The organism is Betaproteobacteria bacterium (assembly GCA_016194905.1).
In the GTDB taxonomy this organism is placed as follows: Bacteria; Pseudomonadota; Gammaproteobacteria; order Burkholderiales; family JACQAP01; genus JACQAP01.
Genome location: JACQAP010000004.1, coordinates 56,818 through 68,746, shown reverse-complemented (window position 1 = coordinate 68,746; position 11,929 = coordinate 56,818). Strand labels below are relative to the sequence as shown.

The 11,929-nt window shown below is 59.4% G+C and carries 12 protein-coding genes; 10 read left to right on the top strand and 2 right to left on the bottom strand.

Going from position 1 to position 11,929, the window contains the following annotated elements; genetic code table 11:
- Positions 1 to 7: 7 nt before the first annotated feature.
- From HY067_00735 to cysM, 8 genes are all read left to right on the top strand, one after another.
- Positions 8 to 295, top strand: coding sequence for an integration host factor subunit beta (locus HY067_00735; protein ID MBI3526476.1), 288 nt, complete (start codon positions 8 to 10; stop codon positions 293 to 295).
- Positions 296 to 410: 115 nt separating this feature from the next.
- Complete coding sequence (locus HY067_00730; protein MBI3526475.1) at positions 411 to 680, top strand: LapA family protein; 270 nt, start codon at positions 411 to 413, stop codon at positions 678 to 680.
- A 46-nt stretch (positions 681 to 726) separates the two neighbouring features.
- Positions 727 to 1,902 carry a lipopolysaccharide assembly protein LapB gene (gene lapB / locus HY067_00725; GenBank protein ID MBI3526474.1) on the top strand — a complete coding sequence of 392 codons (1,176 nt, stop codon included), beginning with the start codon at positions 727 to 729 and terminating at the stop codon, positions 1,900 to 1,902.
- A complete protein-coding gene (gene pyrF, locus HY067_00720) occupies positions 1,899 to 2,606 on the top strand; it encodes an orotidine-5'-phosphate decarboxylase (protein ID MBI3526473.1) in 708 nt (235 codons plus the stop codon). Before lapB ends, pyrF begins: the two co-directional genes overlap by 4 nt.
- Positions 2,603 to 3,928 (top strand): UDP-glucose/GDP-mannose dehydrogenase family protein, encoded by a 1,326-nt coding sequence (locus HY067_00715; GenBank protein MBI3526472.1) that lies wholly within the window; start codon positions 2,603 to 2,605, stop codon positions 3,926 to 3,928. Before pyrF ends, HY067_00715 begins: the two co-directional genes overlap by 4 nt.
- Before the next feature lie 50 nt (positions 3,929 to 3,978).
- Positions 3,979 to 4,851 (top strand): D-glycero-beta-D-manno-heptose-7-phosphate kinase, encoded by an 873-nt coding sequence (gene rfaE1 / locus HY067_00710; GenBank protein ID MBI3526471.1) that lies wholly within the window; start codon positions 3,979 to 3,981, stop codon positions 4,849 to 4,851.
- Between the two features lie 7 nt (positions 4,852 to 4,858).
- A complete protein-coding gene (rfaD, locus tag HY067_00705; GenBank protein MBI3526470.1) occupies positions 4,859 to 5,854 on the top strand; it encodes an ADP-glyceromanno-heptose 6-epimerase in 996 nt (331 codons plus the stop codon).
- A gap of 48 nt (positions 5,855 to 5,902) precedes the next feature.
- Entirely contained in the window at positions 5,903 to 6,811 is a 909-nt protein-coding gene (gene cysM, locus HY067_00700) for a cysteine synthase CysM (protein MBI3526469.1), read from the top strand.
- A gap of 21 nt (positions 6,812 to 6,832) precedes the next feature.
- Here cysM and HY067_00695 read toward each other — a convergent pair whose 3' ends face one another.
- Positions 6,833 to 8,659 carry a phosphoenolpyruvate carboxykinase (GTP) gene (locus tag HY067_00695; protein MBI3526468.1) on the bottom strand — a complete coding sequence of 609 codons (1,827 nt, stop codon included), beginning with the start codon at positions 8,657 to 8,659 and terminating at the stop codon, positions 6,833 to 6,835.
- Positions 8,660 to 8,951: 292 nt separating this feature from the next.
- On the opposite strand from HY067_00695, the gene HY067_00690 reads away from it, so the two are divergent.
- Positions 8,952 to 9,728, top strand: coding sequence for a 3'-5' exonuclease (locus HY067_00690; protein MBI3526467.1), 777 nt, complete (start codon positions 8,952 to 8,954; stop codon positions 9,726 to 9,728).
- Positions 9,628 to 11,040: a 23S rRNA (uracil(1939)-C(5))-methyltransferase RlmD gene (rlmD, locus tag HY067_00685; GenBank protein MBI3526466.1), complete on the top strand. Its 1,413-nt coding sequence runs from the start codon at positions 9,628 to 9,630 to the stop codon at positions 11,038 to 11,040. Before HY067_00690 ends, rlmD begins: the two co-directional genes overlap by 101 nt.
- 62 nt (positions 11,041 to 11,102) lie before the next feature.
- On the opposite strand, the gene HY067_00680 is transcribed toward rlmD, so the two are convergent.
- The gene (locus HY067_00680) at positions 11,103 to 11,789 is read right to left on the bottom strand and encodes a Bax inhibitor-1/YccA family protein (GenBank protein MBI3526465.1); all 687 of its coding nucleotides are present in this window, start codon (positions 11,787 to 11,789) and stop codon (positions 11,103 to 11,105) included.
- Positions 11,790 to 11,929 lie beyond the last annotated feature (140 nt).

Here is an 11,929-nt window from a genome sequence, read left to right as displayed (position 1 = left end):
ACGCGCCATGACCAAGTCGGAGCTGATAGCCAAGCTGGCTGCGCATTTTCCACAGCTGGTCGCGAGCGATGCCGAGCTTGCGGTGAAAATGATCCTGGATGCCATGGCCAAGAGCCTGGCTCAGGGACATCGAATCGAAATCCGCGGCTTTGGAAGCTTCGGCCTGAACTACCGGCCGCCTCGCGTGGGACGCAATCCCAAATCCGGCGACAAGGTGCACGTTCCGGCGAAATACGTGCCGCATTTCAAGGCGGGCAAGGAACTGCGCGAACGCGTGGACTTCAAGAGCCAGTAGGCAGCAGGCGGCAGTGTTGCAGCAGCGAACAGGATGGGCGGCATATCGCAAGATCGTGCCGCCTTTTTTTGCCTGATTTTCCGACCCCGATGCTCCAAGGCGGATGATGATGCCGATGCGCTACCTATCCTGGGCTTTTCGCATCCTGTTGTTCGTTCTGTTGTTCGGCTTCGCGCTCAAGAATTCGGATCCGGTAAACGTACGTTTCTATCTTGGTGCGCACTGGGAGGCGTCGCTGGCGCTGGTGGTGCTGGTCTTCTTCACCGTTGGCGTTGCAGCGGGCGTTATGGGGTGTTTCGCCTACATTTACCGGCAGCGGCGCGCGATCCTGCAATTGCGCAAAGAATTGCGCGCCAAGCCGGGCCCGCCGGAAGATGCACCCTGATTCGATGCTGATATTGCCCGTACTGATTTAGGATCTGGCCTGAAACATGGAATTCGAATTCTGGTGGCTTCTGGGGTTTCCTCTGTTCTTCGCCTTCGGCTGGCTTGCGGCGCGCGTCGACATCAAGCAGCTGCTTTCCGAATCCCGTTCGCTGCCGCTGTCTTATTTCAAGGGACTCAATTTTCTCCTCAACGAACAGCCCGACAAGGCCATCGAAGCCTTTATCGAGGTCGTGAAGGTCGATCCGCAGACCGTCGAACTGCACTTTGCACTCGGCAGCTTGTTCCGTCGCCGCGGCGAGGTGGAACGCGCGATCCGGATGCACGAAAATCTGCTGGATCGGGCTGACTTGGCGCCCGAGCAGAAAATGACCGCGCTGTACGAGCTTGCGCAGGACTATCTCAAAGCCGGGCTGCTGGACCGCGCGGAGGAATTCTTCGCCAAGCTTCAGGGAACCCAATACGAACAGCAAGGATTCAAGTTCCTCCTTGAAATCTACGAGCAGGAAAAGGACTGGCAGAAAGCCATCGAAACATCTCGCAAGATGGACTCGGTCTCCGGCCAGTCGAGTGCGAAGGACATCGCCAATTTCTACTGCGAGCTCGCGGCCGTCGAAATCACACATTCACGATGGGACCAAGCGCGCGACTATCTGAGCGAGGCCTTGAGCGTCAATCGCAAATGTGCGCGAGCAAATATCCTCCTCGGCGATACCGAGATGGGGCAGGGACGGCCGCAGGCGGCAATCGAATACTGGAAAAGCCTGGAGAGCCAGAATCCGGCCTATATCGCGCTGGTGGCGGAAAAAATGCTCGCTGCCCATCGCAGCCTCGGGTGGGAAGACGAGGGATTACAATTGCTGCGCGGTTATCTCGCCAACTATCCTTCCCTCGACCTGCTGAACGTGATTTTTCAGGGTGAACTGGACCATCGTGGCGCCGACCACGCTTACAGGCTGGTACGCGATGAGCTGACGCGTAATCCGACATTGCTCGGGCTGGACAAGCTGCTCGAAGCGCAACTGCTGGAAGCACCAGCCGAGCGTCGCCACGAACTCCAGCTGATCAAGAACCTGGTGCATCAGCATACCCGTAGCCTGGCCCTCTACCGCTGCGAGAGCTGCGGTTTCAAGGCGCGTCAGTTCTATTGGCATTGTCCCGCCTGCAACGGGTGGGAGACGTATCCGCCACGGCGTACCGAGGAAAGGGAATTTGCCGGATGAGTTCCCGCGTGATCGTTGCCCTGGATTACGCTGATGCGAAATCCGCGATGGTGCTGGTTGATCGCCTGCAACCGTCGGTCTGCAAATTGAAAGTCGGCAAGGAATTGTTCACCGCTGCGGGACCGGCGTTCATTGCGACTATCGCGGAACGCGGTTTCGATCTCTTTCTCGATCTCAAGTTTCACGATATCCCGAATACCGTGGCGCAGGCCTGCAAGGCTGCTGCGCAACTAGGCGTGTGGATGATCAATGTGCATGCTCTCGGTGGCCGGGGGATGATGAATGCCGCGCGAGAAGCTGTCGAATCCGCGCCGCGCAGACCGAAACTCATCGCAGTGACGGTTCTGACCAGCATGGCAGAGGCCGACCTGCGTGAGGTCGGCATCGACGCGAGCCCGCTTGTGGAGGCAATGAGGCTTGCCGAGCTGGCCGCAGAATGCGGCCTTGACGGTGTGGTGTGCTCGGCTCATGAAGCTGCCGCGATTTGCGACCGGCTCGGCAGCCGTTTTCTGCGCATAACGCCGGGCATACGCTTACGTGAAGATGGCGCGGGCGACCAGAAGCGCGTCATGACGCCGCAGATGGCGATCGCTGCCGGGGCAAGTTATTTGGTCATAGGCAGGTCGGTCACCCGCGCCCCCGATCCGTTGGCGGTACTGGCGCGTATCAACCGCGAGATCGCGGTTCCGGAGGGTCAGAAGTGAAAACTACTATCATCGGCACTGGCTATGTCGGCTTGGTGTCAGGCGCCTGCTTTGCCGATCTTGGCAACGACGTCGTCTGCCTGGACGTCGACGAGAAAAAAATTGCGCAGCTCCGTGGTGGCAGCATTCCCATCTATGAACCCGGGTTGCAGCAACTGGTCAGCCACAATGCTGCAGCCGGACGATTGAGATTCACCACCGATGTAGAGGAAGGCGTGGCCCATGGCGCAGTTCAATTCATCGCAGTGGGAACGCCATCGGACCAGGACGGCTCCGCCGACATGCGGTACGTCATTGCTGCCGCCCGCAACATCGGACGCAGCATGACCGAATATCGCGTCATCGTAAATAAATCCACGGTTCCGGTCGGTACTGCCGAACGGGTACGCGCGGCAATAGCGGAAGAACTCCGCAACCGCGGCCTCGATCTGCCCTTTAGCGTAGTGTCGAATCCCGAATTCCTCAAAGAAGGCGCAGCGGTCGGCGACTTCATGCGGCCGGATCGCATTGTCGTGGGCAGTTCCGACGAGCGCGCTACGCAAATCATGCGTCAGCTCTACGCCCCCATCCTGCGCAACCACGATCGCCTTCTGGTAATGGATCCGCGGTCGGCAGAGCTCACAAAATACGCCGCCAACGCGATGCTCGCGACGCGCATCTCTTTCATGAATGAGCTGGCCAACCTGGCAGAAAAACTCGGCGCCAATATCGAGTCGGTCCGCAATGGGATTGGCTCCGATCAGCGTATCGGTTATCACTTCCTCTACGCGGGTGTGGGTTATGGTGGCTCTTGTTTCCCCAAGGACATTCAGGCGTTGCAGCACACTGCTGGTGAGTATGGGGTGCAACTGACCATCGTCGATTCCGTGGAGAAGGCCAACCGTACGCAGAAGCAGCGTCTCCTGGAAAAGGTGCGCGGTCGTTTCGGTGAGCATCTGGATGGGCGACATTTCGCGGTTTGGGGCCTTTCGTTCAAGCCCAATACCGACGACATGCGAGAAGCACCCAGCCGCGTGGTGATCAACGGTCTGCTGGCGCGGGGAGCCCGTATCACCGCCTATGATCCGGTCGCGATGGAAGAAGCAAAGAAGATCTTTGCCAAGGAGCCGGGTATACGCTTCGCATCGTCCACGGTTGGCGCGCTGGATGGTGCGGATGCGCTGATCATCGTCACGGAATGGAAAGAATTTCGCAGTCCCGATTTCGATGACATGAAGAAGCGCCTGAAGTCGCCGGTGGTCTTCGACGGCCGCAACCTTTACGATCCGGTAACGATGCGCGATTCCGGTATCGAATATTTTTCGGTGGGCAGGCCGCAGTGATCGGACGCGAGGTGGTGAAAAAAACGAGACTGCTGGTGGTCGGCGATGTCATGCTCGACCGCTATTGGTTCGGCGACGTCAGCCGCATTTCACCCGAGGCTCCGGTGCCGGTGGTAAGAGTGGGGCGAACCGAAGAGCGCCTTGGTGGCGCCGCCAATGTGGCGCGCAACATCACCGCAATAGGAGCCGGGGTCAGCCTGTTATCCGTCGTCGGCGAGGACGAAGCGGCCGCTTGCATTCAGGAGCTGCTGAAGGCCGAAGGCATCGACGCGCAGTTGCATCGCGATCCGGCACTGGCCACTACGATCAAGCTGCGTGTCATCGGCCGGCAGCAACAATTGCTGCGCATCGACTTCGAAACCGAGCCTGCTCACGAAGTACTGATGTCCAAGCTCGCCGACTTCGAGGCCAGATTGAAAGATGCCGATTTGGTGATTTTGTCTGACTATGGCAAGGGCGGACTCAAGCACATCGAACGCATGATCGAATTGACCCGCGCCGCCGGCAAGCCCGTTCTGGTCGACCCGAAGGGCGACGACTATGCACGCTACAAAGGTGCCACGCTGATCACGCCGAATCGATCCGAATTTCGTGAAGTAGCCGGGCGCTGGAAGAGCGAGGAAGACTTGACCGAGCGCGCGCAGAAGCTGCGCGCTGAACTCGGCGTGGATGCGCTGCTGGTTACCCGCAGCGAGGAGGGCATGACCTTGTACCGTCAGGGCGAGCGCCTGCACGTTCCGGCGGTGGCCCGGGAGGTATACGATGTCAGCGGTGCCGGGGACACGGTGATCGCCATCCTGGGCGTCATGCTGGCAGCCGGCGCCACCTTTGCCGAGGCGCTTCGGCTCGCAAACAAGGCGGCAGGGATTGTCGTCGGTAAGCTCGGCACAGCGGTGGTTCATCCAGAAGAACTCTTTTCCTGAGTCCAATATGCAAATCGTCGTCACCGGCGCTGCCGGGTTTATCGGATCCAATCTGGTCAGGGCGCTGAATGCACGCGGCGAGACCAACATCCTTGCGGTCGACAACCTGAGCCGCGGTGAAAAATTCCGCAATCTGGCGGACTGCGAAATTGCAGACTATCTCGACAAGGAACACTTCCGCACGGCACTGGACGCGGGCTCGTTCGATGGGGAGATCGCCGCCATCCTGCATCAGGGCGCCTGCTCGGACACCATGCAGACCGATGGCCGCTACATGATGGATAATAATTTCCGTTATTCGTCGGACCTGCTGGCGTATTGCCAATCGGAATCGGTGCCGCTGATCTACGCTTCTTCCGCGTCGGTGTACGGTGCCGGACCGGTATTCAGGGAGAGATCTGAAAATCAGAAGCCGCTCAACGTCTACGGTTACTCTAAATTCCTGTTCGATCAGATAGTACGCAGGCGCTGGGAGGATAACAGCGCACAGGTGGTCGGACTACGTTATTTCAACGTCTATGGGCCGCGCGAAGCGCACAAGGGGAGGATGGCGTCGGTTGCCCTGCATTGTTTCGATCAGTTTCGAGAAACCGGAAAGGTAAAACTGTTCGAAGGTAGCGGCGGCTACGCCGCTGGCGAGCAGCGCCGCGATTTCATCTCGGTAGACGACGTGGTGAGGGTCAATCTCTACTTCCTCGACAATCCCGCAAAGTCCGGAATTTTCAACTGCGGTACCGGCGCTTCGCAGACCTTCAACGAAGTGGCGGTCGCGACGATCAATGCCTTGCGGGCGGCGGAAGGAAAGGATGCTTTGACGCTTTCGGAGCTGAAGGCACAGGGATTGATCGAATACGGACCGTTCCCTCCCGGCCTCAAGGACAGATATCAGAGCTTCACGGAGGCCGATCTCGATGAGCTGCATGGCGCGAAGTATTCCGCGCCGTTCTCCGACGTGCAGGCCGGCGTCGGGCGTTATGTCGGATGGCTGCTGGCGAACCGCTAGCACGCCCTTTCTTTTCCATCCGCGCACGGGCGAGTATTATTCTCCGGCATGGATCGCAATCTCGGTAACACCCAAACCCTCGATGACTTCGTCGGCAATACGCCGTTGGTGCGCCTGAAGCGTATTCCACGCGAGACCAGCAACGTCATCCTCGCGAAGCTCGAAGGCAACAACCCCGCCGGATCGGTGAAGGACAGACCCGCGCTTTCGATGATCCGCAGGGCGGAGGAACGCGGGCAGATCAAGCCCGGCGATACGCTGATAGAAGCGACGAGCGGCAATACCGGCATTGCCCTGGCAATGGTCGCTGCGCTGCGTGGCTACCGCATGATACTGGTCATGCCGGAGCACCTTTCGATCGAGCGCCGTCAGAGCATGGCGGCATTCGGTGCGAAATTCGTGCTGACGCCGAAAGACGGCGGAATGGAAAAAGCACGCGACGTTGCCGAGCAGATGCAGGCAAGCGGCGAAGGTCTGATCCTCGACCAGTTCTCCAATCCCGACAATCCGCTATCGCATTACGAGGGAACGGCACCGGAGATCTGGCGCGATACCCAGGGGCGGATCACGCATTTTGTCAGCAGCATGGGGACCACCGGTACCATCATGGGATGCGCGCGGTATTTCAAGGAAATGAATCCCGTGATCGCGATAGTGGGCTGCCAGCCTACCGAAGGCTCTCAGATTCCGGGCATACGCAAATGGCCCGAAGCTTATCTGCCGCGGATCTTCGATCGCAAGCGCGTGGATCGGGTGGTGGAGATTGCGCAAAAGGATGCTGAGGACATGACACGGCGGCTGGCCCGCGAAGAGGGCATCTTCGCCGGCATCTCCTCAGGCGGAGCGCTGTGGGCGGCCTTGCAGATATCCGCAGAAGTCGAAAACGCCACCATCGTCACGATCGTCTGTGATCGCGGCGACCGTTACCTTTCCACCGGAGTATTCCCCACCGAATAGTTGCCGGATGCGCCGGCGCAGTCAGTGTGTCGTCCAGCGCCCGGGAGTCCGTCGCAGGCTGTCGAGCAGGGACTCGTGCTTCAGTAGAAATTCTTCCGGCAAGTGATTGTCGAGTTTCGCGAAGAGCTCCTGATGCAAGGCGAGTTCGCGCAACCAGGCCTCTCGGTCGAGCGTCATCAATTCCGCAAAGCGGTCCGGCGTGAGGCCGAGCCCGTTCCACTCCAGATCGTCATGTCGCGGCATCCAGCCGAGCGGGCTTTCCATCGCGCCCGCGCTTTCCTGGCAGCGATCCACGATCCATTTCAGCACGCGCATGTTCTCGCCGTAACCGGGCCACAGGAACTTTCCGTTCGCGTCCTTGCGGAACCAGTTGACGCAGAAGATCCGCGGCGGGACCTTGATCCTGCGTCCCATCGTCAGCCAGTGGTCGAAGTAATCGCCGATGTGATAACCGCAAAACGGCAACATTGCCATCGGATCGCGGCGCACTTCGCCAACCTTCGCAGTTGCGGCGGCCGTAGTTTCGGAACCCAGCGTGGCGGCCATGTAGATGCCGTCGGCCCAGTTGAAGCTCTGGATCACCAGTGGCACGGTCGTGCTGCGCCGGCCGCCGAAAACGAACGCCGAAATGGGCACCCCTTTCGAATTTTCCCAGTCAGGATCGATGCAAGGGCATTGCGCCGCGGGAACGGTGAAGCGCGCATTCGGATGCGCGGCCGGACGGCCGCAATCCGGCGTCCATGAACGGCCCTGCCAGTCGGTGAGTTGTGCGGGCGGCTGGTCCGTCAGGCCTTCCCACCAGACGTCGCCGTCCGGGGTGAGGGCAACATTGGTGAAAATGCAGTTGGCGCGCAACGTCGCCATCGCGTTCGGATTGGATTTCTCCGAAGTGCCGGGGGCAACGCCGAAGAAGCCGTATTCCGGATTGATTGCGCGCAGCCGGCCCTCTGCATCGGGCTTGATCCAGGCGATGTCATCGCCGATCGTTGTAATCTTCCAGCCTGTGAACGCGGGTGGCGGAATCATCATCGCGAAATTGGTTTTGCCGCACGCGCTGGGAAAAGCCGCGGCAACGTAGCTCTTTTCACCTTGCGGAGACTCGACCCCCAGGATCAGCATGTGCTCGGCGAGCCAGCCCTGGCGGCGGCCCATGCTCGATGCGATGCGCAGCGCAAGACATTTCTTGCCCAGCAAGGCATTGCCACCATAGCCGCTGCCGAAAGACCAGATGGAATTTTCCTCTGGAAAATGCACGATGTACTTGTGGTCCTTGTTGCACGGCCACGGCACATCATTCTGTCCGGGCATCAGTGGCATGCCGACGGAATGCAGGCAGGGAACGAAACTCCCGTCCTGGCCGAGCACATCGAGAACCTGGCGACCCATGCGCGTCATGATGCGCATGCTGACCACGACATAAGCGGAGTCTGTTATCTGCACTCCGGCCTGCGCAAGAGGGGACCCGATCGGCCCCATGGAAAACGGCACGACATACATCGTGCGACCGCGCATGCTGCCGTCGAATAGCGGCAACAGCGTGCGCTTCATTTCCTGGGGATCGAGCCAATTGTTGGTGGGGCCGGCATCCTGCTTGTGGGCGCTGCAGATGAACGTGCGATCCTCCACCCTGGCCACGTCCGAAGGATCGGAGAAAGCGAGATAGCTGCCGGGGCGTATTGCGGGATTGAGCCTGCGGAAGGTACCGCCCGCGACCAGGCAGGAGCACAGATCCTCGTATTCGGCCTGCGATCCGTCGCACCAGTGGATGCTCGCCGGTTGGGTGAGCCCGGCGATTTCCGAGATCCATTCAAGCAGCCGGGCGCTCTTGACGAATTCCGGATGTACCAGGGCAGGTTGTGCTGCCGGGCTCAGGCTGACGAGCGATCTCACAAGCAATTCTCCTCATCGTGTCGCTTGTTTTTTGTAAAGTCTATCATCGGACATCCTGCCCATGGCCACGTTCGATCCGATCGCTTGTTGCGCCGCATGATCGCGACGTTTTCGCACTGCGCGATGCCTGACAAGCGCGACTAAAGTTGGAGGATGCGGCGCCATTTCCGGTATTCTCACGCGTTGATATCTTGTGGAAAAAGACTGCCCGTGTCGGGCATCGCGGATGTCGATTCCAGGCCTTGTATTCATGACACCCATTCTCGTATTCGATATCGAAACCGTTCCAGACGTCGCCGGTTTGCGGAAAATCAACGCTCAGGGAGCGCAGATCAGCGATGCCGAAGTGGCGCAACTTGCTTTCGATCGGCGGCGCGAGGCGACGGGCAGCGATTTCCTGCCGCTGCATCTGCATCGCGTCGTCGCCATTTCCTGCGCGTTGCGCGATCGCGACAGCTTTCGTGTCTGGTCACTGGGCGAGGCCGCGGAGCCGGAGCGAGATCTGGTAAAGCGTTTCTTCGACGGCGTCGAGAAATACACCCCGCAGCTCGTGTCGTGGAACGGCAGCGGATTCGACTTGCCGGTTCTGAACTACCGCGCGCTGATCTACGGCGTGCATGCCGCGCGCTTTTGGGACATGGGTGAGGACGATCGCGATTTCAAATGGAATAACTACATCAGCCGCTATCACAGCCGCCACCTCGATCTTATGGATGTCCTGGCAATGTATCAGGGCAGGGGCAATGCACCGCTCGACCAAATGGCGCAACTGCTCGGCCTGCCCGGAAAGCTCGGCATGGACGGGTCCAAAGTATGGGAGGCGTTCCAGCAGGGACGCATCGCGGCTATCCGGAATTACTGCGAAACCGACGTCGCCAATACCTATCTGCTCTACCAACGCTTCCAGCTGGTGCGTGGCGTGCTCGATGAAGCACAGTACCGCCGCGAATGTGAACTGGTGCGTGCCACGCTGTCGAAAACCGGCGAGGATCACTGGCGCGAATTTCTCGCCGGCTGGCAGTCGTAGCGTGAAATTGGGACCCGTCAGCCCCGCAGTGCGGGTCGAATCGCTCGATCAGGAAGGGCGAGGAGTCGCGCATCTCGACGGCAAAGTCATTTTCATCGAGGGCGCATTGACCGGAGAGACGGTCGAGTATGTCGTTTTCCAGCGCAAACCGAGTTATGAACTCGCGGAAGCGAAACGGATCATTCGGGCATCCATATCGAGGATACAGCCCCGTTGCCGCTATTTCGGCGTATGCGGCGGTTGCAGCATGCAGCACCTCGAGCCGCGTGCTCAGGTGGCGGCAAAGCAGCGCGTGCTGGAGGACAATCTCGCCCGGATCGGCAAGGTGACGCCCGAGACCATCCTTTCGCCAATCCATGGCCCAACCTGGCAGTACCGCTATCGGGCACGGTTCTCGGCCCGCCATGTTGCCAAGAAGGGCACGCTGGTTGGTTTTCGCGAGCGGCGCAGCAGTTTTGTCGTCGACATGCAGACGTGTGAAGTTGTACCGGCGCGCACTTCTGCGCTGTTGATGCCGTTGCGCGAGTTGATTGCCTCGTTATCCATCCGCGAGCGGTTGCCACAGATCGAATTGGCCATCGGCGACGCAGTCGACGTGCTGGTTCTTCGCGTGATCGAACCGCCGGACGATTCCGACCTCGAGAAACTCAGGCAGTTTGCCGCGCGGCATCGTGTGCAACTGTTGCTGCAGCCGAAAGGCCCGGATTCGGTCTATCCCTTATTTCCGCAGGAAGTGATACCGCTGCAATATCGCATCCCGGACTTCGACCTCACCTTTCCCTTCAACGCGACGGATTTTACCCAGGTCAATCACGAGATCAATCGGGTGCTGGTGCGGCGGGCGATTACCCTGCTCGATCCGCAACCGGGAGAGCGCATCGCCGATTTTTTCTGTGGCCTGGGAAATTTCTCGCTGGCGATTGCCCGGCGCGGCGCGCAGGTACTCGGTGTCGAAGGCAACTCGCGTCTGGTGCAGCGGGCGTATGGGAACGCCGTCCTCAATGGCCTGGAAGACCAGTGTCGTTTCCTTGATCTGGATCTGTTCAAGATCACAGCGGAAGACTGGAAGGAACTGGCGCCTTTCGACCGGATACTCATCGATCCGCCGCGAGATGGCGCGATCGAGCTGGTGAAGGCACTGGGCGAAATGGCGCCGGCGCGTATTGTCTACGTGTCTTGCAATCCGGCGACGCTTGCACGGGACGCGGCGGTGCTGGTGAACGTACACGGATACCGGCTCACGGCGGCCGGCGTGATCAACATGTTTCCGCATACCTCACACGTCGAATCAATCGCAGTGTTCGAACGCTGAAGCAATCGCCGGGCGAAAAAAGGGCGACCTCAGGGGCCGCCCTTTTCCATTGTTTTACCGAATCAGTCGCGCTGGCCGGTAAACGCCATGAGCAACTGCAACAGGTTCACGAATATGTTGTACAGGCTGATGTAAACGCCGGTCGCCGCCATGATGTAGTTGGTCTCCCCGCCGGTGACGATGCGGCTGACATCGTGCAGCAGGAACAGCGAGAAAACGACGACGACCAGGGCCGAGATCGTCAGGGCCAGCGCCGGAATCTGGAAGAACATGTTCGCCAGCATCGCCAGCAGAAGCACGATCATGCCCACGAACAGGAACTTGCCCATGAAGCTGAAGTCTTTTTTCGTGGTCGTTGCGATCAGGCTCATGACCAGCAGAATGCCGCCCGTGCCGATCGCAGAGATGCCGATCAACTGAGGTCCGTTCCTGAGTTGCAGTGCGAAATTGAGAAGCGGTCCCAGCCACCAGCCGAGAATGAACGTCATGCCGAGCAACAGCACTACGCCCAGTCCGCTATTACGGTTGGCCGCAATGGCAAACTGCAGTCCGATGACTGCCCCGATCATCAGCAGCGAAGCCATGATCGGATGCTGCATGATGATTCCGCCGGTCGCCATGCCGGCGAATGCGCCGACGACGGTCGGCACCATGGTCAGCGCCAGCAACAGGTAAGTGTTTCGCAATACCTTGTTCTGAGCGACCGACAGTTGTCCGGGTTGCGAACCGTACTGGATTTCAGGTTGCATATTGTTACAGCCTCCTCAAGGGAAATGACACGGCATAAGACTACGCAACTGCAATCAAAGTTTCAATGGCTTGTGTGACGTCCCTTGCCTATGAGCTATCATCGCTGCCAAAGGTTATCCGGAGCTAAAACCGGCACAGT